Origin of the sequence: Mycolicibacter heraklionensis (assembly GCF_019645815.1) — a bacterium.
GTDB lineage: Bacteria > Actinomycetota > Actinomycetes > Mycobacteriales > Mycobacteriaceae > Mycobacterium > Mycobacterium heraklionense.
Genome location: NZ_CP080997.1, coordinates 277,092 through 299,746 on the forward strand (window position 1 = coordinate 277,092; position 22,655 = coordinate 299,746).

The 22,655-nt window shown below is 66.5% G+C and carries 18 protein-coding genes and 1 pseudogene; 3 read left to right on the plus strand and 16 right to left on the minus strand.

Features of this window, described 5'->3' with window-relative positions:
- Positions 1–133: 133 nt before the first annotated feature.
- Positions 134–1,003, plus strand: coding sequence for an aldo/keto reductase (locus tag K3U94_RS01320; RefSeq protein ID WP_220695322.1), 870 nt, complete (start codon positions 134–136; stop codon positions 1,001–1,003).
- A gap of 2 nt (positions 1,004–1,005) precedes the next feature.
- On the opposite strand, the gene K3U94_RS01325 is transcribed toward K3U94_RS01320, so the two are convergent.
- The 5 genes from K3U94_RS01325 to K3U94_RS01345 form a co-directional block, all read right to left on the minus strand.
- Positions 1,006–1,761, minus strand: a complete 756-nt coding sequence (locus K3U94_RS01325) for a succinate dehydrogenase/fumarate reductase iron-sulfur subunit (RefSeq protein ID WP_047320465.1) — start codon at positions 1,759–1,761, stop codon at positions 1,006–1,008.
- Complete coding sequence (locus K3U94_RS01330) at positions 1,761–3,680, minus strand: fumarate reductase/succinate dehydrogenase flavoprotein subunit (RefSeq protein WP_220695323.1); 1,920 nt, start codon at positions 3,678–3,680, stop codon at positions 1,761–1,763. The genes K3U94_RS01325 and K3U94_RS01330 overlap by 1 nt, the downstream gene beginning before the upstream one ends.
- 34 nt (positions 3,681–3,714) lie before the next feature.
- A complete protein-coding gene (sdhC, locus tag K3U94_RS01335) occupies positions 3,715–4,545 on the minus strand; it encodes a succinate dehydrogenase subunit SdhC (protein ID WP_047320463.1) in 831 nt (276 codons plus the stop codon).
- A 69-nt stretch (positions 4,546–4,614) separates the two neighbouring features.
- Positions 4,615–4,911 carry an Rv0250c family protein gene (locus tag K3U94_RS01340; protein WP_046286628.1) on the minus strand — a complete coding sequence of 99 codons (297 nt, stop codon included), beginning with the start codon at positions 4,909–4,911 and terminating at the stop codon, positions 4,615–4,617.
- Between the two features lie 177 nt (positions 4,912–5,088).
- Entirely contained in the window at positions 5,089–5,568 is a 480-nt protein-coding gene (locus tag K3U94_RS01345) for an Hsp20/alpha crystallin family protein (protein WP_047320462.1), read from the minus strand.
- 231 nt (positions 5,569–5,799) lie between these two features.
- Between K3U94_RS01345 and nirB the strand changes: the two genes are divergently transcribed.
- Together nirB and nirD are read left to right on the plus strand one after the other, a co-directional pair.
- A complete protein-coding gene (gene nirB, locus K3U94_RS01350) occupies positions 5,800–8,367 on the plus strand; it encodes a nitrite reductase large subunit NirB (protein ID WP_047320461.1) in 2,568 nt (855 codons plus the stop codon).
- Complete coding sequence (gene nirD / locus K3U94_RS01355; protein ID WP_047320460.1) at positions 8,364–8,732, plus strand: nitrite reductase small subunit NirD; 369 nt, start codon at positions 8,364–8,366, stop codon at positions 8,730–8,732. Before nirB ends, nirD begins: the two co-directional genes overlap by 4 nt.
- Here nirD and K3U94_RS01360 read toward each other — a convergent pair.
- The 11 genes and pseudogenes from K3U94_RS01360 to K3U94_RS01410 form a co-directional block, all read right to left on the minus strand.
- Positions 8,729–9,862, minus strand: a complete 1,134-nt coding sequence (locus tag K3U94_RS01360; protein ID WP_230987346.1) for a uroporphyrinogen-III synthase — start codon at positions 9,860–9,862, stop codon at positions 8,729–8,731. The two genes, nirD and K3U94_RS01360, sit on opposite strands and share 4 nt — an antisense overlap.
- A 1-nt stretch (position 9,863) precedes the next feature.
- The gene (locus K3U94_RS01365; protein ID WP_220695325.1) at positions 9,864–11,255 is read right to left on the minus strand and encodes a nitrate/nitrite transporter; all 1,392 of its coding nucleotides are present in this window, start codon (positions 11,253–11,255) and stop codon (positions 9,864–9,866) included.
- 221 nt (positions 11,256–11,476) lie between these two features.
- Positions 11,477–12,169, minus strand: a complete 693-nt coding sequence (locus tag K3U94_RS01370; protein ID WP_220695326.1) for a sirohydrochlorin chelatase — start codon at positions 12,167–12,169, stop codon at positions 11,477–11,479.
- Positions 12,166–12,477, minus strand: a pseudogene (locus K3U94_RS01375) (winged helix-turn-helix domain-containing protein); the annotation flags it as partial. The gene K3U94_RS01370 and the pseudogene K3U94_RS01375, both read right to left, overlap by 4 nt.
- Before the next feature lie 82 nt (positions 12,478–12,559).
- On the minus strand, positions 12,560–13,963 hold the full coding sequence (locus K3U94_RS01380) for an MFS transporter (protein WP_047320456.1): 1,404 nt from the start codon (positions 13,961–13,963) through the stop codon (positions 12,560–12,562).
- A 226-nt stretch (positions 13,964–14,189) separates the two neighbouring features.
- The gene (locus K3U94_RS01385) at positions 14,190–15,410 is read right to left on the minus strand and encodes a sodium-dependent bicarbonate transport family permease (protein WP_220695328.1); all 1,221 of its coding nucleotides are present in this window, start codon (positions 15,408–15,410) and stop codon (positions 14,190–14,192) included.
- A 444-nt stretch (positions 15,411–15,854) separates the two neighbouring features.
- Positions 15,855–16,409 (minus strand): GNAT family N-acetyltransferase, encoded by a 555-nt coding sequence (locus K3U94_RS01390; RefSeq protein WP_047320454.1) that lies wholly within the window; start codon positions 16,407–16,409, stop codon positions 15,855–15,857.
- A 9-nt stretch (positions 16,410–16,418) separates the two neighbouring features.
- Complete coding sequence (locus K3U94_RS01395) at positions 16,419–17,312, minus strand: 5-oxoprolinase/urea amidolyase family protein (protein ID WP_220695329.1); 894 nt, start codon at positions 17,310–17,312, stop codon at positions 16,419–16,421.
- 14 nt (positions 17,313–17,326) lie between these two features.
- Positions 17,327–17,986, minus strand: coding sequence for a 5-oxoprolinase subunit B family protein (locus K3U94_RS01400; protein ID WP_220695330.1), 660 nt, complete (start codon positions 17,984–17,986; stop codon positions 17,327–17,329).
- A gap of 97 nt (positions 17,987–18,083) precedes the next feature.
- A complete protein-coding gene (locus tag K3U94_RS01405) occupies positions 18,084–19,031 on the minus strand; it encodes an ABC transporter substrate-binding protein (RefSeq protein ID WP_220695331.1) in 948 nt (315 codons plus the stop codon).
- A 20-nt stretch (positions 19,032–19,051) separates the two neighbouring features.
- Positions 19,052–22,654 carry a hydantoinase B/oxoprolinase family protein gene (locus K3U94_RS01410; RefSeq protein WP_220695332.1) on the minus strand — a complete coding sequence of 1,201 codons (3,603 nt, stop codon included), beginning with the start codon at positions 22,652–22,654 and terminating at the stop codon, positions 19,052–19,054.
- Position 22,655 lies beyond the last annotated feature (1 nt).

Genomic DNA, 22,655 nt, shown 5'->3' on the forward strand with positions numbered 1-22,655 from the left:
AGCGCTGAAGCTTCCGCGGCCGCATCGAGGCGGCAATCGCCAGATAGCGAAAACTGGCCATTAGCAGCTGGTTTCCCAGCTGATCGACACGTAACTAGTGATGGCAAAGTACCGGAATGTGTAGGTCGAAGAGATGACGATTTCATTCGAGTTGGAATCTGCCGCAGATACTTCAATGTCGATTCCCCAGGTGGCCCTCAATGACGAGGTGGCCATGCCCGTGCTGGGTCTCGGGGTCGCAAAACTGTCCGACGAGCAGACCGAGGCATCGGTTCTGGCGGCTCTGGAAAGCGGCTGCCGGCTGATCGACACCGCCGCGTCCTACGGCAACGAAGCCGTGGTGGGACGGGCGATCGAGGCGTCCGGTGTGCCGCGTTCCGAGTTGTTCGTCAGCACCAAGTTGGGCACGTCCAGTCAGGGCTACTCCGCTGCCAAGCAGGCCTGTGAACGCAGCCTGGAGCAGCTCGGTCTGGACTACATCGACATGTACCTCATCCATTGGCCGGCACCGCAGCTGGGCAAGTATGTGGAGAGCTTCGAAGCGATGATCGAGGCCCGCGACGCCGGCCTGGTGCAGTCGGTCGGGGTGTGCAACTTCACCGAGGAACACCTGACCGAGGTGATCGACGAGACCGGCGTGACCCCGGCGATCAACCAGATCGAACTGCATCCGCGGCTCAACCAGGCCGAGCTTCGCGACGTCAACGCCAACCGCGACATCGTCACCCAGTCCTACAGCCCGCTGGGCGTGGGACGGCTGCTCGATGACCCCGCGGTGACGGCGCTGGCGAGCGCGCATGGAAGAACGCCGGCGCAGATCTTGATCCGGTGGAATCTGCAGTGCGGCAACGCGGTGATCTCACGGTCCGGCAATCCTGAGCGGGTTGCGGCGAACCTGGACGTCTTCGAGTTCGAGCTGTCCGAGGCCGACATGGCCACCCTGGACGGCCTGCACGACGGCACCCGGGTTTTACACGACCCGATGACGTTCCTGGGAACCTAGCGTCAGTCGGCCTTGCGGCGGAAGATCTTTCGACCCAGCCAGACCACCGGGTCATAGCGGTTCCCAGCCACCCGTTCCTTCATCGGGATGATGGCGTTGTCGGTGATCGTGATGTGCTCCGGGCAGACCTCGGTACAGCACTTGGTGATGTTGCACAGTCCCAGACCGGCGTCGTCCTGGGCGAAGTCACGCCGGTCGGCGGCGTCCAGCGGGTGCATGTCCAACTCCGCGAGCCGGATGAACATCCGAGGCCCGGAGAACCGTGGCTTGTTCTCCTCGTGGTCCCGGATGACGTGGCAGACGTTCTGGCACAGGAAGCACTCGATGCATTTGCGGAACTCCTGGGAGCGCTCCACATCCACCTGCTGCATCCGGTACTCACCGGGCTTGAGATCCGCCGGGGGCTTGAAAGCCGGCATCTCGCGGGCCTTCTGGTAGTTGAACGAGACATCGGTGACCAGGTCGCGAATCACCGGGAAGGTCCGCACCGGGGTCACCGTGATCGTCTCATCCGGGGCGAACGTCGACATCCGCGTCATGCACAGCAGTCGCGGGAGCCCGTTGATCTCCGCCGAACATGATCCGCACTTGCCGGCCTTGCAGTTCCAGCGCACCGCCAGGTCCGGGGTCTGGGTGGCCTGCAGGCGGTGGATGACGTCGAGAACCACCTCGCCCTCGTTGACCTCGACCTCGAAATCCTGAAGTCCACCGCCGTCAACGTCACCGCGCCAGACTCGCAGGTGGGCGTTGTGTGTCATTACGCTCTCCGTCCCGGATGTTGCGCCAGCTCTTGGTCGGTGTAGTACTTCTCCAGTTCGGAGATCTCGAACAGCTCCAACAAGTCCTCGCGCATCCCGGTCTGAGGCTCCGGGGTGATCGTGATGTCGGGAACGGCGCTGTGGTCCGAAACCCGGCAGACCAGTAGGGTTTTGCGCCAGTTGGAGTCCATCCCCGGGTAGTCGTCGCGGGTGTGCCCGCCGCGGCTCTCGGTGCGTTGCAGTGCGGCTTTGGCCACGCATTCGCTGACCAGCAGCATGTTGCGCAGGTCGACGGCCAGATGCCAGCCCGGGTTGTAGTGCCGTCCACCGTCGACGGTGAGGGCCGCGAACCGGGCCTTGAACTCCTCGATGCGGACCAGGGCCTGTTCCAGCTCGCCGGCATTACGGATGATGCCGACCAAGTCATTCATCGACTGTTGCAGCTCGGAGTGCAGGGTGTACGGGTTCTCCGGAGTGGCGCCGCCGGATGGACCGTTGAACGGGGCCAGTGCCAGCTCGGCGGCGGCCTCCAGCGCTGCCGGTGTCACCGCCGGGCGGGTGTCCAGACCCTGCACGTACTGCGCGGCGCCCAAACCGGCGCGGCGGCCGAACACCAACAGGTCCGACAGGGAGTTGCCGCCCAGCCGGTTGGAACCGTGCATCCCGCCGGAGCATTCACCGGCGGCGAACAGTCCGGGCACCGCCGCCGCGCCGGTGTCCGGGTCGACCTCGATGCCACCCATCACGTAGTGGCAGGTGGGGCCGACTTCCATTGCGTCCTTGGTGATGTCGACCTCGGCCAGCTGCATGAACTGGTGATACATCGAGGGCAGCCGGCGCTTGATCTCCTCCGGCGTGAGCCGTGAGGCGATATCGAGGAACACCCCGCCGTGCGGCGAACCGCGTCCGGCTTTGACTTCGGAGTTGATGGCGCGGGCCACCTCGTCACGCGGCAGCAGGTCGGGGGTGCGGCGGGCCGAGTCGTTGTCCTTGAGCCACTGATCGGCCTCTTGCTCGGTCTCGGCGTACTGGCCCTTGAACACCGGCGGGATGTAGTCGAACATGAACCGGGTTCCGTCGGAGTTCTTGAGCACTCCGCCGTCGCCGCGCACGCCCTCGGTGACCAGAATCCCCTTGACGCTGGGCGGCCACACCATCCCGGTCGGGTGGAACTGGACGAACTCCATGTTGATCAGCGTCGCGCCGGCCCGCAGCGCCAGCGCGTGCCCGTCGCCGGTGTACTCCCAGGAGTTCGACGTCACCTTGAACGACTTACCGATGCCGCCGGTGGCCAGCACCACCGCCGGCGCTTCGAACAATACGAAGTTGCCGCTTTCCCGCCAGTAGCCGAAGGCACCCGAAATAGCGCCGGTTGCTTCGTCTTTGAGCAGTTCGGTGATGGTGCACTCGTGGAAGATCTTGATCCGCGCCTCGTAGTCACCGAACTGGGCGTAGTCGTCCTGTTGCAGCGAAACCACTTTCTGCTGCATGGTGCGGATCAGCTCGAGACCGGTGCGGTCTCCGACGTGGGCCAGCCGCGGGTAGGTGTGGCCACCGAAGTTGCGCTGGTTGATCTTTCCGTCGGGGGTGCGGTCGAACAGCGCGCCGTAGGTCTCCAACTCCCAGACCCGCTCCGGTGCTTCCCGGGCGTGCAGTTCGGCCATCCGCCAGTTGTTGAGGAACTTCCCGCCACGCATGGTGTCGCGGAAGTGCACCTGCCAGTTGTCCTTGGAGTTGACGTTGCCCATCGACGCCGCGCAACCGCCCTCGGCCATCACGGTGTGCGCCTTACCGAACAGCGACTTGCACACCACCGCAACGCTCAGGCCCTGTTCGCGAGCTTCGATCACCGCGCGCAGGCCAGCGCCGCCGGCACCGATCACGACCACGTCGTAGGAGTGCCGTTCGACTTCAACCATGAATTCTCGCTTACCCTTCGTGTGATCGCGGCAGTCAGCCGACGAACCGGAAATCGGTGATGACGCCGCTGGACACCAGTGCGACGTAGAGGTCGGTGAAGGCCAGCGTGCCCAGGGTGATCCAGGCGAACTGCTGGTGCCGGCCGTTGAACCAGCTGATCTTCGTCCAGAACCAGTAGCGGACCGGGTGTTTGGAGAAGTGGTTGAGGCGACCGCCGAAGATGTGCCGGCAGGAGTGGCAGCCGCCGGTGTAGGCCCACAGCATCGCCACGTTCGCGAACAGCACGATATTGCCGACGCCGAAGCCGAATCCGCCGGGCCCGTCGTCGGAGTGCAGCGCGGCGAACGCGTCATAGGTATTGAGCGCGGCCAGCGCGAACGCGGCGTAGAAGAAGTAGCGGTGGCTGTTCTGCAGGATCAGCGGGAATCGGGTCTCGCCGGTGTAGTGGGCTCGAGGCTCGGGTACGGCGCACGCTGTCGGCGACTGCCAGAAGGCCCGGTAGTAGGCCTTCCGGTAGTAGTAGCAGGTGAGCCGGAAACAGAGCAGGAAGGGCAATACCAACGCCCCCAAGGGGATCCACCGGGGGAATTCCGGCAACCAGACGCCGAGGTGGCTTGACCCGGGCACGCACGATGCGCTGATGCACGGCGAGTAGAACGGCGTCAGGTAGTGGTACTTGTCAACCCAGTAGGCGCTGCCCCAGAACGACCGGATGGTCGCGTAGATGATGAACGCGTCCAGTCCGAGGTTCACCCGCAGCGGCGACAGCCACCAGCGGTCGGTACGCAGGGTGCGATTCGCGATCCGTGCGCGAGTCGCCGAGAAGACGCCGGGGCCGGGACGGTTCACGGCGGGTGCGCTCATCTGGTGGGGTTCCCTTCGGCTCAGTTCGTCGGAGGGCGCCCCTTGGCCGCAAGCAGCACCCGGTGTGGGTCAGTACCTGCCTTGGCCGCCGACGCCTTCGTCGTCGACGTCACGCCAGAATTCACTGTCGTATTCGGTGTCGGGGATGGTGATCTTCTCGTGCGACCGCTCGGCCGCCCAGCGCTCCAAGTCCATCTCACCGGCATCGGATTCGAGGAGTTGGACGTCGGTGAGGATGCGCTCCGCGTCCAGCTCGATGCGGCGCATTCCGGGAATGTCCCCAAACCGGGTCTTCAGCCCCAGCACGCAGCGCCGCAGGTCACCGATCAGGGTGTGCAGTTCGGCGAGTTCGGTAGTGCTCGACACCAGACCTCCTCGGGTGGTACGGATCACAGTACGTACACCCGATGCTAATCACATGAGGAACGGAACGTGAGACAGATCACGTTGCGCACATGACGTGTTGGACGCCGAAACCCCCGCACGCCGGCGTGTGCGGGGGTTTTGGGGTCTCTCGGCGCTGAGCCGGCCTACGCGGCTCTGCTATTTGGTGATGGCGATGGTTTGCGGCTGGGCGCCCGCGTATACGCCGGCTACCCGGACCGTGAGTACGCCGGCGTCGTACGACGCCGTCACGGCGTCGCCGGTGACGTGCGCCGGAACCGCGAACGAACGGCGGAACGCCCCATAGCGCACCTCGCGCAGCGTGCGGTGGGTGTCGGCGTCGGTCTCGGCGTGCTCGTCGCGGCGTTCGCCGCGCACCACCAGGCGACCGCCGTCGAGTTCGACGGTCACGTCCTTGTCGACGTCGATGCCGGGCAGCTCAAGCCGGACCACGGCGTCGTCGCCGTCCTTGGTGATCTCGGCGGCCGGGCTGAACCCGCTCGCCGTGGGCGTCCGCCAGTCGGTGGCGGTGGCCGGGCTGAAGAAGTCGCGGACCCAGCCGTCGGTGTCGAAGGCGGGGCTGAAGGGGTGGCTTGAATACGACTTGAATGGACGCTGCCACAGAGTCAGGGTGCTCATGGGTGTCTCCTCGCGGTGGTTGCTTGCGTGCCGGTCGGGTACCGGTCCGTCACCGGATGCAACTTGAGTCAACCACGCTAAAGTTCCGTGTTCGCCGAGGGTGAACGGCCTGCGTACCGGTAGGCAGTCAACAACCTCACAGCGGGCCCGCCACCAATCTCACAGCGGTCCGTCACATGGTTGTAACGCATGGCGATATTCCTGCAACATCACCTTCCTAACGTCATTCGCATGACCACGATCGAAACCCCGCGCGCCGTCAAAGACCTTGTCGTGGTCGGACACGGCATGGTGGGGCACCGCTTCGTGGAGGCCCTGCGCAGCAGGTCCGGTAGCGGAAACTGGCGGGTCACGGTGCTCGCCGAAGAGTCCGATCCCGCCTACGACCGGGTCGGGTTGACCTCCTACACCGATGGGTGGGACCGGTCCCGGCTGGCGCTGCCGGGCAATGACTACGCCGACGACGAGCAGGTGCGGCTGATGCTGAGCACCCGGGTCGAGAAGCTCGACCTGGCCGACAAGTCGGTGCTCGCGGCGGATGGGCAGCGTTACGGCTACGACACCCTGGTACTGGCGACCGGGTCGCGCGCGTTCGTCCCCCCGGTGCCGGGCCACGATCTGCCCGGGTGCCACGTCTACCGGACCTTGGACGATCTGGACGGAATCCGGGCCGACATCGAGTGCATGCTGGAAGCCGGAAACACCCGCGCCGGAGTGGTGATCGGGGGCGGCCTGCTGGGGCTGGAAGCCGCGAACGCGCTGCGCGCGTCCGGGATCGAACCGCACATCGTCGAGATGGCGCCGCGACTGATGCCGCAACAACTCGACGACGCCGGCGGTGTGCTGCTGAGCCGGATGATCTCGGACCTGGGTATCGCGGTGCACGTCGGCGTGGGTACCGAGTCCATCGAGCAGCTGACTCACCAATACGGCTCGCCCAGCCTGCGGGTGCAGCTCTCCGACGGCACCGCGATCGAGGCCGGGCTGGTGATCTTCGCCGCCGGGGTGCGCCCGCGCGACGAGCTGGCTCGGGAGGCCGGCCTGGCGATCGCCGAGCGCGGCGGTGTGCTGACCGATCTGTCCTGTCGGACCAGCGAGTCCGATGTGTACGCGATCGGCGAGGTGGCCGCCATCGAAGGCGTCTGCTACGGGCTGGTCGGGCCCGGCTACACCAGTGCCGAGGTGGTCGCCGACCGCCTGCTGGACGGTGCGGCCGAATTCGGCGAGGCCGACATGTCCACCAAGCTCAAGCTGCTCGGCGTCGACGTGGCCAGCTTCGGCGACGCGATGGGGGCGACCGAGAACTCGCTGTCGGTTGTGGTCAACGATCCGGTGAAGCGGACCTACGCCAAGCTGGTGCTCTCCGACGACGCCAAGACGCTGCTCGGCGGAATCCTGGTCGGCGACGCCTCCTCTTACGGTGTGCTGCGCCCGATGGTCGGCGCCGAGCTGCCCGGCGATCCGCTGGACCTGATCGCCCCGGCCGGCTCCGGCGACAGCAAGAGCGCCTTGGGGATCAGCGCGTTGCCTGGCGCGGCACAGATCTGCTCCTGCAACAACGTCAGCAAGCAGCAGTTGTGCGACGCGATCGCCGGCGGCTGCCACGATGTGCAGGGTCTGAAGGACTGCACCAAAGCGGGAACCTCGTGCGGATCCTGCATTCCGCTGCTCAAAGAGTTGCTGATCGCCGAGGGCGTCGAGCAGTCCAAGGCGCTGTGCGAACATTTCGCGCAGTCGCGCGCCGAGCTGTTCGAGATCATCCAGGTCACCGGAATCCGCACCTTCTCCGAACTGCTGGATCGGTTCGGCACGGGCTACGGCTGCGACATCTGCAAGCCAACCGTCGCCTCCATCCTGGCGTCCACCGGATCCGACCACATCCTCGAGGGCGAGCAGGCGGCCCTGCAGGACACCAACGACCACTTCCTGGCCAACATTCAGCGCAATGGCAGCTACTCAGTGGTTCCGCGGGTGCCCGGCGGTGAGATCAAGCCCGAGCACCTGATCCTGATCGGCCAGATCGCCCAGGAATTCGGTCTTTACACCAAGATCACCGGCGGGCAGCGCATCGACATGTTCGGTGCCCGGGTGGATCAGCTGCCGGCGATCTGGCGCAAACTGGTCGACGCCGGCATGGAATCCGGTCAGGCGTACGGCAAGTCGTTGCGGACGGTGAAAAGCTGCGTGGGCAGCGACTGGTGCCGTTACGGGCAGCAGGACTCCGTGAAGCTGGCCATCGACTTGGAGCTGCGTTACCGCGGGCTGCGTGCTCCGCACAAGATCAAGATGGGTGTGTCGGGTTGTGCCCGGGAGTGCGCCGAGGCGCGCGGCAAAGACGTCGGCGTGATCGCCACCGAGATCGGTTGGAACCTTTACGTCGGTGGCAACGGTGGCATGTCGCCCAAGCACGCGCAGTTGCTCGCCAGTGACCTCGACACCGAGACCGTGTTCCGTTACATCGACCGGTTCCTGATGTTCTACATCCGCACCGCAGATCGGTTGCAGCGCACGGCACCGTGGATCGAGTCGATGGAAGGCGGACTCGACCACGTCCGCGAGGTCGTCTGCGACGACTCCTTGGGGCTCGCCGAGGAATTCGAGGCGGAGATGGCCCGCCACGTCGACAACTACGCCGACGAGTGGAAGGGCGTGCTCGACGACCCGGAGAAGTTGTCGCGGTTCGTGTCGTTCGTCAACGCCCCCGACGCCGAAGACCCGACCGTCGCGTTCACCGTGCGTGACGGCCGCAAAGTCCCGTTACCCGTCCCGGTCCTGCGCTCATCTGAGGAGGAATCATGAACAACAGCACCATCGACACTTGGACCACCGCGTGCCGCTACGACAGTCTGATTCCCGGACTCGGCGTTGGTGTCCTGCTCGCCAACGGTGAGCAGGCGGCCCTGTTCCGGCTTGACGACGGTTCGGTGCGCGCGGTGTGCAACATCGACCCGTTCTTCCGGGCGGCGGTGCTGTCGCGCGGGATCGTCGGTGATCGCGGCGGCCGGCTGTCGGTCATCTCGCCGCTGAAGAAGCAGGCGTTTGCGCTCGACGACGGCAGCTGCCTGGATGACCCGAACGTCTCGGTGCGGGTGTACCCGACTCAGATCACCGCCGACGGCTACGTGCAGATCGGCCAGACCTTCTCGGAGCGGGCGGTCGCCTAGCCGGCTTCCTGGTCCACTTGGTCCACGGCCAGTCGATACCCTCGCTTGACGACTGTGGCGACAATATTCTTGTCGCCCAAGGTGGTCCGCAGCCGCAGCACGGCAGTCTCCACCGCATGAGTGCTGGCGCCGTTGCCCGGCAGCGCTTGGAGGAGGGTCTCTCGCGAGACGACTCTGCCGGGCTGGTGAGCCAGCGCCCGTAACGTCGCCATACCGGAGGGCGATATCGGCTTGGGCACCCCGTCGACGATCACGCAATTGCCGCGGACTTCGATTCGGTGGCCGGCGGCATGAACGGTGTGGGTGCGCAGTCGAGGCAGCTCGTCGACGATATGGCGGGCCAACGCCCCCAGCCGCATTCGTCGCGGTGACGAGGTCGGCACATTGAGGAGCGCCAGGGGCCGCGCAGTCAACGGCCCGACGCACATCGCGTGCACGTCCGACCGCAGGGCGAGAAGCAGGGCGTCAGAGATGCCGAGATCGGCGGCGCGTGTCAGCGTCGCCATCACGGCGGCGGCTGAGGTGAAGCTGACCGCGTCGAACTGGCGTTGGGCGATCTGGGAGGTCAGCTGGTCGAACTCTCCGCCTCGCTGGGCCGGCCGCCACCGATAGACGGGGATGGGTAGGACTTCGGCGCCAGCCTTACGAAATTGGTCGAGCAGCTCGGGGGCCGGATCCCAGTCGCCGGTGGTGCCGTGTAGCTGTACTGCCAGGCGGGAGCCGGCAATATCGGACTTCAGGTAATCGACCATCGCGGATGATGATTCAGAATCGGGCGACCACTCCTCGGGTAAACCCACGGTGCGCAAAGCTCCGACGGCCTTCGGCCCACGGGCCACGATGCGGGCGGTGGCCAGGGCCGCGATCAGCTGGTCGGCGATGCCCCATCCTTCAGCGGCGGCGATCCAGCCGCGGAAGCCCATGGCGGTCGTCACCACCAGGACGTCGGGCGGTGTCTCGATCAATGATTGGGTGCGCCCGCGCAATACAACGTCGTCGGTCAAGTCGATCATGGTGATGGCCGGGGCTGCGCAGACCGACGCGCCGTGGCGCCGCAGCAGCGTGCAGAGCTCGTCAGCGCGGCGCGCTGACGTCACCGCGACCCGGTAGCCGCTCAGCGACGTGGACACCTTACGCCGGCGCCAGTGCGGCCCGGGCCGGCTGCGTGGCGAAGACCGGCCGGCGTACATACCTCAGCCAGGTCAGCGCCGCAGCTCCGACATATCCCACCAGGAAGATCCAGAACGCGGTAGTCGCCGAGCCGCTGGTGATATACGACTGGCGCAGCGCCAGATTGATTCCCACGCCGCCCAATGCGCCGATTGCACCGGCAAACCCGATCAGCGCCCCCGACATGGCGCGCGCCCAGTGCCGGCGTTCGCTCTCGTGCATGCCCATTCGGTGACTGCGGGCCTCGAAGACCGACGGAATCATCTTGTACACCGAGCCGTTGCCGATTCCGGACACGATGAACAACGCCACGAAGCCGATGACGTAGCCGACCATGGTGGCGCCGGTCGTGGGACCGGTGCGAGTGCCGTCCAGGGTGCTCACGCCAACGAGCAACCCTGAGGCTGCGAACAGACCGCCGAAGGCCGCCAGTGTGACTCGGCTACCGCCGAGTCGATCGGCCAGGCGGCCGCCGAAGATCCGGGACAATGACCCCAAAAGCGGTCCCAAGAAGGCGATTTGAGCAGCGTGCAACGATGCCTGAGCGGCGCTTTGGCCGCTGCCGACGAAGCTGATCTGCAGGACCTGGCCGAATGCGAACGAGAATCCGATGAAGGAGCCGAACGTGCCGATGTAGAGCAGCGCGACGATCCAGGTGTCGACCTCGGGAAGGATCGAACGCATCGCGGTCAGGTCGGCCCGTTGACCGTCGAGGTTGTCCATGAACAGCGCCGCACCGATTGCGGCAACCGCGAGGACGACCAGATAGATCGCACACACCCAGTACGGCTGGCGATTGCCCACGGTGGCCAGCACTCCCAAGCCGACCAGCTGGATCACCGGAACGCCCAGGTTGCCGCCGCCGGCATTGACCGCCAGCGCCCAGCCCTTGAGCCGATGGGGGTAGAAGGCATTCACGTTGGTCATTGAGGCGGCAAAGTTGCCGCCGCCCAAACCTGTTAGCGCCGCGCACGCCAGGTACGGCCACAGCGGCAGACCCGGATGGGCCAGCAGGCCCATCATCCCGATGGTCGGGATCAACAGCACCAGCGCGGAGAAGATCGTCCAGTTGCGGCCGCCGAACGCCGCGGTGGCCAGCGAGTACGGTATGCGCAGCACGCCGCCGGCGAGCGTAGCCGTGGCCGCCAGCAGGAACTTGTCGCCGGCGCTGAAGCCGTACACCGACTCGGGCATGAACAGCACCATCACCGACCAGATCGACCAGATCGAAAAGCCGGCGTGTTCAGCCACTGTCGACCAGATCAGGTTGCGTCGTGCGATCTTGTCGTTACCGGCTGTCCAGGCAACCGTGTCTTCGGGATCCCACTGGGTGATTTGGTGTGTACGAGCCATGTGGTCACGGTAGAAATCTTTCGTTACCGCCATGCTGCACGAGGTGACCCGGCCGTGAACTTCTCCTCACCGTGCGGTGGGCCGCGTGTGAGGTTCGAAGCCGCTCCGGAAATGTTGACGAAGCGCTGGTTGACGATCAACATGGCGCAGCTAGAAAGGAATTCACTACGCGCAGTGCCGTCGTGGACTGCGTGTCGCCCCAGACTGTGGCTGAAGGAGTTTCAGCGCACCGGAATCCGGCTGAGGGCGGTGATGAACCGGTCGGCGACGACCCGGGCGATCTCGGGATGCGTGCCCAGCGGCTCGGTCACCAGATCCGCGCCGGTAGTGCGCAGGCGACGCTGGAAGAGGCCGTCGGCCAACAGGTACGACGCGATCACCACGCGTGCGGCGCCCTGGCTACGCAGGGCGGCGACAGCTTCCGGGACGCTGGGGCCGCCGGTCGCGGCGAACGCCACGTTGACGCGTGAACCGAGCAAGCCGGACAGCATCTCCGCCGCCTGCATCAGGTCGGTGTGCGCGACCGGGTCTGATGAACCGGCAGCGGCGAGGATCACCGAGTCCCCGGGGCGCCAGCCTGATTCGGCCAGCCGAGCCGCGACCACCGCGGCGACGCGCGGGTCGGGTCCCAGCGCCGGAGTGATCGTGACATCGGGGTGTCCGCTGGCCGCGACCTGGGTCGGTACGTCGACACCGACGTGGTACCCGCGGGCCAGAAAAGCGGGTACGAGGATCGCCGGACGACCGCTGTCGGCTTCAGCGGCAAGGATTTCGGCCGGGTTAGGTCCCAACACGTCCACGAATGCCACGCGCACTGGTTGCGCCAACAAGCCACCGACCCGTTCGGCGAGTTCGCCGATCATGACAGTTCCCTCAGGCGCGCGGGTGCCATGTGCGACCAGGATGGGGATCATGCTGCGCCCTCTTCGCTGTCGACTGCCAGCCGGTACCCGCGCTTGATCACCGTCGCGACGATCTGGCTGTCGCCCAGCGCTGTTCGTAGCCGGAGCATGGCGGACTCGACGGCGTGCATGTTGTTGCCGCGCCCCGGTAGCGCGCGCAGCAGCGTTTCCCGGGCAACGACATTGCCCGGGCGGTGGGCCAGGACGCGGAGGGCGGCCAGACCGGCTGGAGAGACCGGCTTGACCATCCCATCCACGATCACCCGGCTCTCCTCGATTTCGATTCGGTGACCGGCGGCATGAACGGCGGTACTCCCCATGTACAAGGTTTAGCCCCAGCCAATGTCATCTGTGTTACCGACCGATTTCGGAACCGTTGCCCGATCGGCTTAGTGCTCCCCGTCACACCGAGATCTTCTCGACGCCCCGCGAAACCCGGGCGCTGCCCGCGCCGCGCATCCGCGGCGGTCGGCGGACGTACATCACCCAGGTCAACCCCGCAGCGGCGCAGTACGAGGCCAGAAAGACCCAGAATGCCGGCGTCTCGCTACCGGAGCTGGCGTAGGCCTGACGCAGGATCAGGTTGATGGCAACCCCGCCGAGCGCACCGACCGCGGTGGAGAACCCGATCAGTGCGCCGGAATGCGAACGTGCCCAATGCCGCCGCGCGGCTTCGGGGGCGTCCAGCGAGCGGCTGCGGGCCTCGAAGATCGACGGAATCATCTTCAACACCGACCCGTTGCCCATCCCGGCGAGGATGAACAGCACCATGAATGCGGCGATGTAGAGCACGATCGTCGATGTGGTTGCGCGAGTGGTGTGGTCGTCGATGGTGCTGGCCACCACCAGCACCGCCGAGGCCAGGATCATGCCGAGGAACACCACCAACGTGACACGGCCCCCGCCGCGGCGGTCGGCCACCCGGCCGCCGTAGATGCGGGACAAGGCGCCCAACAGCGGGCCCAGGAACGCGATTCGCGCGGCGTAGAGCGCAGCCTCGGCGGGGCTGTGGCCGGCCTTCTCGAAAGTGACGTGCAGCACTTGGGCGAACGCGAATGCGAAGCCGATGAACGAACCGAAAGCTGCGCAGTACAACGCCGAAACGATCCAGCTGTCCGGGACCGACAGGATCGATCGGATGCTGCCGACCTCTTCCATGCCGTGGTCGAGGTTGTCCATCCACAGCGCGGCACAGGTGCCGACCACGGCGAGCAGGATCAGATAGACAGCGCAGACCAGTTCCGGTTTGGTGTTGCCGACGGTGGCCAGCACCAGCAGGCCGACCAGCTGGATGGCGGCCACCCCGAGGTTGCCGATGCCGCCGCACAGCCCGAGGGCGACGCCCTTGAGGCGCTGGGGGTAGAAGGCGTCGACGTTGGCCAACGACGCGGCATAGTTGCCGCCGCCCAGGCCGGTCAGCGCTGCGCACACCATGTACATCCACAGCGGCTGGCCGGGGTTGACCAGCAACAGCAGTGTCCCCACGGTCGGGACCAGCAGGATCAGGGAGGAGAACACCGCCCAGTCCCGGCCGCCGAACTTCGCGGTGGCCCGCACATACGGCACCCGGGCGCAGCCACCGACGAGCGTGGCGACCGCGGCCAGCAGCAGCTTGTCGCCGGCCTTGATGCCGTAGACCGACTCCGGCATGAACAGCACCACCACCGACCACAGCGACCAGATGGAGAACGCGACATGCGTGCTGACCGTGGACCAGATCAGGTTGCGCCGCGCGATGGCGGCGTTGCCGGCCTCCCAGGCTGCACAGTCCTCCGGATCAAAATTGCTGATGTGGCCGTTCGTCATGCGGTCTCCTCGGGCTCTGGGCCACCGTCACGCGGTGAATCTCGCATCACGATGGACGGTGTGCGAACCTACCGACCCGAACTGGCAAGTCGCAGAGCAGAACCTGAAAAAGCGGTGCGCCCAGGGCCTATTAGTGGCGCATGTCACGTATCAGCTGCGCGCGCAGGACATTTCGCCTGGTTACCCCGCCAAGTGGCAAAGCGTTGTGTTCCGTTGGAACCTTCTGTCAGCTGACTGGAAGCCAGACGTTGACCGCCTTGGCGATCTGGAGATACAGCGGAATCCCGATGGTCACGTTGTAGGAGAACGTCAGGCCCAGCGATGCGGCCAGCGGAACGGTCGGACTGGCCTCGGGGATCGCCATTCGCTGCACCGCCGGCACGGCGATGTAGGAAGCTGCGCCGCACAGCACCGCGAACAGTACATAGCTGCCGGCCTCGAAATGGGTGCCGGTCAATTGCGAGTAGGTGTGGATGATGAAAATTCCTGCTATCGCAAAGAGATTGGGGGCCAACAACCCAAAGGCGATCAAACCGCGCCCTGCGGACCGCAGGTCCTTGAGCTTGCGCGAGGCCGTCATCCCCATTTCGAGCAGGAAGAGGCACAGCATCCCCTGAAACGCGGTGACGAAGACGTGGTCACCGTCTTCGATGACCGATGCCCCCTGCAGTCGGCCGACGAAGCCGATGAGGATCCCACCGAACAGCAGGTAGAGCCCCGGGTTGAGCAGCACCTCCCGCAGCAGCGCTCCACTGGGCGGTGGCGCGGGCGTAGTCACCGTTACTGCGCCCGGCTGGACGTGCTCCTGCCGTTCCAGCGCGAGGTCGATTTCGTCCTGGATGCCCTGGTCGTGGCGCGTGGTGGATTGTGCCCCGCTGACCTGGACAGCGGCGACGAGTTGCCGGCTGACCTTCTGGTTGTAGCCGGGCTCGTCGGCCATGTTGCCCTGCGCGTCCATCCCGCGTGCACGCAATCGTCCCACCAGGGCCAGTGCCACGATGCAGCCCGGAATCTCCATGACGGCCAGCATCACGGGCATGTAGGCGTCGAACGCGATATCCAACGTGGCCAGCACGCCAAGGCAGGTGGCGAAGGTGCCGGCGGAATCCGACCCGTAGTAGCCGGCGACGGTGGCACGGTCGATACGCCTCATCTTGGTCATCCGGGTCAGCAACCAGTAGGCGACGAATCCGATGATCAAGTTGGTTGCGAAGCCCAGCACGATGAAGCCCAGGACGCCACCGATGCTGGATGCGTCGATGGTTGCGAGTTCCTCGCCGCCATGCCAACCGATGGCCAGCAGCAAATACAACGTCAACCCCTGATACAGCACGTAGGGGAACTCGAACTTGATCTTCAGCAGTGGGATGAGGAACCCCATGTAGAAGAAAAGCAACAGTGGCTTGAACAAGTTGTGGATGAAGTTGTGCCAGAACTCGTACAGCATGAGGGTGTGTCTTTCCAGAGGGGGGCCGTGCAGGGCCGGGGGAAGCCGTGACGGTCACACCATAAGGCCCGTTTCGCTGGACGTCGCCTTGAAGTCAGCCCCCCGCGACGATTGGCAGCAGAGTGGCAGGGAGCCACGAAATCCGGCCTTGCGTCCGAGGCGCCCGCACGGGGGGCGCGGGGCCTCGCTGCGGTCAGCGCGATCGGTATGCCCAGGTCAGGGCCCTGGTCTATTCCCGGTCGGGGGCGAACGGCCCCGATGTGGGCGTCGGCGCGCCGGTTTGGCCGTGAGCTTGACGCAATATTAAGTTAACAATCAATCCGGCCGACGCTTCAATCACACGGCTGATTCTTATGAACACTCCAGGGATCGCGCGCGGTTTGGGCCGCGAGCCGCTCGGCTACCGGATATACACCGGGTGTCTACCGGTCGTTAACCGTCCGGCTACCAGACGTGACCGTCGCGCCAGTCACACGCCAGCTCGGCGGTGGGGTCGGTGGCGTCCAGGTCGATCCCCACCGGCATGACGAACACGGTTCCGTCCGCCTCGGGGGTGCGGACCAGCCCGGTCGGAGCAAGGACAGCCGTGGGACCGCGCCACAGCAACCATCCTCGCGCGGTGTAGAGCCGACGGCTGATACTGGGCGAACTGAGAGCGCCGAGCTCGAAAGCGCCCCGAATCACCTGTTCACACGCCTGAAGCACCGCAGTGCCCAGGCCCTGCCCCCGGTGATCGGCCTGGACGGTGACGGCTTCGATATAGCCGCAGCGTAGGGATCTGCCGCGATAGAGCAGTTGACGCCGGATCACCGAACCGTGGGCGATCAGGACGCCGTGGTGCCAGATCAAGGCGTGCATGCCGCCAAGCGCGTGCTGCCAGTCGGCGTCGGAGAGTGTGCCCCCGGAGGCCTCGGTGACCAGCCGATGGGCGCCGCGGCGGGTCTCCTCGTCCAGATCGCTGGTGTGGATCAGGCGGGCGGTATGAACCTGGCCGGGCACCCGACCTGCCTACCAGGCCGAGCGCGAGGCGGGATGTTGGCGGGGTCGCGACCAGTGCATGCGCACGGTCTGCCCGGGCCGGACCTGGGCCAATGTGTCGATGTCCTCGTCGACCACCACGCCCACCACCGGGTAGGCGCCGGTCACCGGATGGTCGGGGCCCAGGATTATCGGAAAGCCGTTCGGCAGGATCTGGATTGCGCCCCGGACGGCACCCTCTGCCGGCAATTGTCTTTCTGGCCAACGGTATTCCAGCGGCATTCCCACCAAGCGCATGCCGACGCGGTCGCTGCGGTTACTCACCAGCCAGTTGGTGCGCACCATGATGTCCGGGTCGACGAACCAGTCGTCGCGCGGCCCCGGCGCCACCCGCAACTCGACCACATCGTCGGGGATGGTCGCCACCGGCGCCTGATCGATCTCGGGGTAGTGGCCGGTCCGTTCGCCGATCTGCAGGACGTCGCCGTCGCGCAACGGGGCGGGGCCGATCTCGCCCATCACGTCGTAACTGCGGGAGCCCAGCACCGGGGTGACATCGATGCCGCCCCGCACCGCCAGGTAGCTGCGCAGACCTGAGCGCGGCGTGCCCAGCGAAACCACCTGACCGTTGCGGACCCGCTGAATGCTGTTGGTGCCGAAAGTGACTCCGTCGACGTCGGGGCCGGCGTCGGCGCCGGTGACCGCGATGTCGACGTCGCCGCCGCAAACCCGCGCCGAAAATCCACCGAATGCCACTTCGATGGTGGCTCGGTCGTCGGGATTGGCCAGCAAGCGGTTGGCCAGCTTGTGCGAGCGACGGTCGGCGGCACCGGATCGGCTGACGCCCAGGTGTCCTAACCCGGCCCGGCCCAGATCCTCGACCAGGGCCAGCGGGCCGGTGTGCAGAATCTCCAACGTAGTCATCGTCGTCCTCCGCTTCACGCTGCCCGGAATTGCACCGACCGGCCCGGCGTCAACAGCGCCGGGTCGGGACGGTCCAGGTCCCACAACACGGCGTCGGTGTGGCCGATCACCTGCCAGCCGCCCGGCCACTGACGCGGGTAGATGCCGCTGAACCGGCCGGCCAGCGCCACCGAGCCGGCCGGAACCGCGGCACGCAACTCGGCGCGACGGGGCACCTGCAGCCGGGGGTCGCCGCCGAGTAGGTAGGCGAAACCCGGTGTGGACCCACCGAATCCCACCAACCAGGGCCTCGCGGTGTGGGCGTTGATGACCTGGGCGACGCTCAGGCCGGTCCGTTCCGCCACCTCGGTCAGATCCGGCCCGTCGTAGACGACGTCGATCACCACGTCCGCGGGGCCGTCCGGCGCGCTGGTCTGGACCGCGTCGTTGTCGACGTCCAGGCTCGCCAGGCGGCGCCGGATACCCGCCTGGTACCTGGGTGCGGCCACTTTCACCAGCACCGTGTGCGACGCCGGGACGATGTCGACAACACCGGGCAGCGCGGCGGAATGCAGTGCCGCGGTCCATGCCAGCACGTCGGTGGTGGAGTCGAACTCGAGCAGCAGCGCGCTGTCGCCGTAGTCGTGGATGCTGTCGGTCTTGGTGAGATCAGTGAAATCCAATGCCACGCTCATGCCACGACCGTAGCCCGGAATGCCGCCAAATAGTGATGCAGGACACAATTCTGCGGGGTATGCCAGAGGGGTCTTACTGAACGTGCAGAGTTGGCCCCTAGCCGGTGATCTTGGCGATCAGGGCCGGGAGTTGCCCGGCCACCAGCGGGTAGCTCAGCGGGGAGGCGAAGGCGATCGCGCCGGCCTGATCCTTGGTGGTGAAGACGCTGCGCGACTCGCACGCGGCGATGTCCGGCTCGGCCAACAGCGCTGTGCGCTCGTCGTCGCTCTCGGTGGTCCAGATCAGCACGTCCGCGGCGCCGAGCGTGGATCCGATCCGGTCATGCTCGATCACCGTCGGGGCATCGGCGACGGTCAGCCCCATCTGGGTGAGAAACGCGGTTCGCCAACCGGTGGCGGCGCTGACATTTCCCCGGTCCAGTCGACCGGCCAGCAGCAGCACCTTCTTGCCTTTGAAGCCGGGGCGCGCAGCGGCGACGTCGGTGAACGCGGTGTCGACCCCGTCGATCAGCGACTGCATCTGCTGACCGCGATGCACCGCTGTGCCGATGGCGGCGGCCTGAACCTTCCAGGGTTCGAAGAATGCGTCACCACCCGACTGCGGCACCGTTGGCGCGATCGCCGACAGCTTCTGATAGGTGTCGGCGTCCACTCCGGCGTTCGTCGCGATGATCAGATCCGGCTTGAGGTCGGCGATCTGGTTGACCGCAATCCCGTTGTCCAAGTTCAGTACCACCGGTTTGGCGTCCCCGAGCTGTCGCTGCGCCCAGGGCCACACCGCAAACGGCTGGTCGCCGAACCAGTTCGTCACCGCGATCGGAACGACGCCGAGCGCCAGCAGGTCGTCCTGTCCGGTGTAGCCGGCACAGACCACCCGGCTGGGCGGCTCGGCGACGGTGGTCTCACCGAAGATGTGGGTGACGGTGACCGGTCCGGGTGTGCCGTCGTCGCCGTGTTCTTCCGACGAGCAGGACGCCAGAAGCGCGGCAGCACCGGCCGCGCCACAGAGGCCGAAGAAACCGCGCCGGCTCCACTGGTCCCGCATGGCGTGAGATTAGCCCGCGATCAGTGGGGCTTGCCATACCCGCCGCCGCCCGGAGTCTCGATCACCAGCACGTCGCCGGGGCCGACGTCGGTGGAATCGCAGCCGGCCAACTCGGTCGCGGAGCCGTCCGCGCGTTCCACCCGGTTACGTCCCAGCGCCCCGGTTTGCCCGCCGGCCATGCCGTAGGGCGCTACGCGCCGGTGTCCCGTCAGCACACTGACGGTCATCGGCTCACGGAACTCCATCCTGCGCACCCCACCGTCGCCGCCGTGCCAGCGTCCGGACCCGCCGCTGCCATGCCGGATCGCGTACTCGCGCAATAACACCGGGAAACGCATCTCCAGCACCTCGGGGTCGGTGAGCCGCGAGTTGGTCATGTGGGTCTGCACCACCGATGCGCCGTCGAAACCTTCGCCGGCGCCCGACCCCGACCCGAGCGTCTCGTAGTACTGATGGCCGGCATTGCCGAACGTGACATTGTTCATGGTCCCGGATCCTTCGGCCTGCACCCGCAGTGCAGCCAGCAGCGCGCCGGTGATGGCCTGCGAGGTCTCGACGTTTCCGGCGACCACCGCGGCCGGGTAGGCCGGCGACAACAGGGTGCCGTCCGGGATGGTGATCTGCAGCGGGCGCAGGCACCCGTCGTTGATCGGGATGTCGTCGGCCACCAGAGTGCGGAACACGTAGAGCACCGCGGCGGTGGCCACCGAGGACGGCGCGTTGAAGTTTGTCGCCAACTGCGGCGATGTCCCGCCGAAGTCGATGGTCGCGCCGCGGGACGCGCGGTCGACGGTGACCCGCACCGCGATCGTCGCGCCGGAGTCCATCTGATAGCGGTACTCGCCGTCGTCGAGGGAATCGATGACCCGGCGGACCGCCTCCTCGGCGTTGTCCTGGACGTGGCGCATGTAGGCCTGCACCACGTCCAGACCGAAATGGGAGATCATGGACCGGATCTCGTCGATGCCCTTCTGGTTGGCGGCGACTTGCGCCCGCAGATCGGCGAGGTTGGTGTCCGGGCTGCGCGAGGCGAATGTCGCGCCGGTGAGAAGGTCGCGGGTCTGCCGTTCGCGGAACCGGCCGGCGTCGACCAGCAGCCAGTTGTCGAACAGCACGCCCTCCTCGACGACGGATCGGCTGTCAGCGGGCATGGAACCCGGTGTGGTCCCGCCGATTTCGGCATGGTGACCGCGTGAGGCCACAAAGAACAGCACGGGGTCGCCCGCGCTCGCGGAGTCGGCGTACACCGGCGTGACGACGGTGATGTCGGGCAGGTGGGTGCCGCCGTGGTACGGGTCGTTGACCGCATAGACCTGGCCGGGCCGCATCGTCGAAGCCCGGCGGGCGATCACTTCCTTGACCGTCGCGCCCATCGATCCCAGGTGCACCGGGATATGGGGTGCATTGGCCACCAGATTGCCGTCGGCGTCGAACACCGCGCAGGAGAAGTCCAGCCGCTCACGGATGTTCACCGACTGGGCGGTGGCCTCCAGCCGGGTTCCCATCTGCTCGGCAATGGCCATGAACAGGTTGTTGAAGATCTCCAGAAGAACCGGATCGGCCGCAGTCCCGGCAGCAGCCGGCGCAGCCGTGGCCAGCCGCCGCAGCACCAGTTGACCGTCGGCGGTCAGCTGGGCCTGCCAACCGTCGTCGACGACGGTGGTGGCGTTGTCCTCGGCGATGACGGCCGGTCCGGTCACCACGTCGGTGATCGACTCGCGCCGGTGCAGCGGCGCGTCATGCCAGGCGCCACCGGCGTAGAGGCGGACGACTTCGCTGGTCTGACCGGAAGGGCCGGTATCGCTTCGCTGGAACAGCTCGGGTTGCTCGGTGAGGCCGGTCGCCTCGACCGAGACCGCTTCGGCGATCAGCGGACGCTCCATCAGGAAGGAATACATGCCGCGGTGCGTGTCTTCGAACGCTGACGTCATCGCGGCCACGCTGCCGAGTTCGACCGGAATCGAGGTGTCGGTGCCCTGGTAACGGAGGTGAACTCGGTGGGTCACCTGGGTTCGGTCGGGGGGAATGTGTTGGGCGACAAGCTCGGCGCGGGCCTGATGCTCCAAGCTGTTCGCGACCTCGCGCAGGTCGGCGAGGGTTGCCGCGCCCAAACGGGTTTCGATCGCGCGCTCGCGGATCACGGTGGTGTCGGCCAACCCGATGCCGAGTGCGGAGAGCACGCCCGCCATGGGCGGTACCAACACGGTGCGGATGCCCAGCTCGTCGGCGACCGCGCACGCGTGCTGTCCGCCGGCGCCGCCGAAGGTGGTCAGGGCGTAGCGGGTGATGTCGTAGCCCTTGGCCACTGAGATCTTCTTGACCGCGTTGGCCATGTTCGCCACGGCGATGCGCAGGAACCCTTCGGCAACCTGCTCGGGGCTGCGGTCATCACCGGTGGCGATGAGGATCTCATCGGCCAGGTCGGCGAAGGACTGCTTGACCGTCGCGGCATCCAGCGGCTGGTCGCCGGCCGGCCCGAACACCGCCGGAAAATGGGCCGGCTGGATGCGTCCGAGCATGACGTTGGCGTCGGTGACGGTCAAGGGTCCGCTGCGCCGGTAGCAGGCCGGTCCCGGGTCGGCTCCTGCGGACTCCGGCCCCACCCGATACCTGCTGCCGTCGAAGTGCAGGATCGAGCCGCCGCCGGCCGCGACGGTATGAATGTGCAGCATCGGTGCGCGCAGCCGCACGCCGGCGACCTCGGTGGTGAACACCCGCTCGTACCCGCCGGATCCAGCGCTGTAATGCGAGACGTCGGTGGAGGTTCCACCCATGTCGAAACCGATCACCGAGTCGAAGCCCGCCAACGCCGACATCCGAACCATCCCGACGATTCCACCGGCCGGACCGGACAGGATCGCGTCCTTGCCGCGGAAATGATCTGCCGCCGCCAGCCCGCCATTGGACTGCATGAACATCAGCCGCACGCCGGTGAGCTGGTCGGCCACTTGGGCCACATACCGGCGCAATACCGGCGACAGATAGGCGTCGACCACGGCGGTGTCGCCACGCGGGATCAGCTTCGGCAGCGGACTGACCTCACCTGACAACGAGATCTGGGTGAAGCCGATCTCGCGGGCCAGCTCGCCGATCAGCCTTTCATGCAACGGATTTCGGTAGCTGTGCAGACATACCACCGCGCACGCGCCGATGCCGTCGGCGTGGGCGGCACGCAGCTGTTCGGCCAAGGCCTCCAGATCCGGCGCGCGCAGCACAGTCCCATCGGCGGCGACGCGTTCATCGACCTCGATGGTGCGTTCGTAGAGTTGCTCAGGCAGCACGATATGCCGGTCGAAGATGCGCGGCCGATTCTGATAGGCGATGCGCAGCGCGTCTCGGAAACCCCGCGTGATGACCAGCAGGGTGCGTTCACCGGCGCGCTCCAGCAGCGCGTTGGTGGCCACCGTCGTGCCCATCCGCACCGCATCGATCAGCCCAGCTGGAATCGGCGCGTCGCCCTCGATCTGCAGCAGGGCGCGGATTCCGGCCACGGCCGCATCGCGGTACTGCTCCGGGTTCTCCGAGAGGAGCTTGTGAGTGAGCAGGCGCCCGTCGGGGTGGCGCGCCACGATGTCGGTGAACGTGCCGCCGCGGTCGATCCAGAACTGCCAGGTAGCCGACACG

Excerpts from the sequence above, each read along its gene's own strand:
- K3U94_RS01365 (WP_220695325.1), bottom strand. The coding sequence starts at position 11,255 with ATGGCTCGTACACACCAAATCACCCAGTGGGATCCCGAAGACACGGTT.
- K3U94_RS01400 (WP_220695330.1), bottom strand. The coding sequence starts at position 17,986 with ATGAGCGTGGCATTGGATTTCACTGATCTCACCAAGACCGACAGCATC.
- K3U94_RS01325 (WP_047320465.1), bottom strand. The coding sequence starts at position 1,761 with ATGACACACAACGCCCACCTGCGAGTCTGGCGCGGTGACGTTGACGGC.
- K3U94_RS01330 (WP_220695323.1), bottom strand. The coding sequence starts at position 3,680 with ATGGTTGAAGTCGAACGGCACTCCTACGACGTGGTCGTGATCGGTGCC.
- sdhC (WP_047320463.1), bottom strand. The coding sequence starts at position 4,545 with ATGAGCGCACCCGCCGTGAACCGTCCCGGCCCCGGCGTCTTCTCGGCG.
- K3U94_RS01385 (WP_220695328.1), bottom strand. The coding sequence starts at position 15,410 with ATGCTGTACGAGTTCTGGCACAACTTCATCCACAACTTGTTCAAGCCA.
- nirD (WP_047320460.1), top strand. The coding sequence starts at position 8,364 with ATGAACAACAGCACCATCGACACTTGGACCACCGCGTGCCGCTACGAC.
- nirB (WP_047320461.1), top strand. The coding sequence starts at position 5,800 with ATGACCACGATCGAAACCCCGCGCGCCGTCAAAGACCTTGTCGTGGTC.
- K3U94_RS01320 (WP_220695322.1), top strand. The coding sequence starts at position 134 with ATGACGATTTCATTCGAGTTGGAATCTGCCGCAGATACTTCAATGTCG.
- K3U94_RS01345 (WP_047320462.1), bottom strand. The coding sequence starts at position 5,568 with ATGAGCACCCTGACTCTGTGGCAGCGTCCATTCAAGTCGTATTCAAGC.
- K3U94_RS01395 (WP_220695329.1), bottom strand. The coding sequence starts at position 17,312 with ATGACTACGTTGGAGATTCTGCACACCGGCCCGCTGGCCCTGGTCGAG.
- K3U94_RS01405 (WP_220695331.1), bottom strand. The coding sequence starts at position 19,031 with ATGCGGGACCAGTGGAGCCGGCGCGGTTTCTTCGGCCTCTGTGGCGCG.
- K3U94_RS01380 (WP_047320456.1), bottom strand. The coding sequence starts at position 13,963 with ATGACGAACGGCCACATCAGCAATTTTGATCCGGAGGACTGTGCAGCC.
- K3U94_RS01370 (WP_220695326.1), bottom strand. The coding sequence starts at position 12,169 with ATGATCCCCATCCTGGTCGCACATGGCACCCGCGCGCCTGAGGGAACT.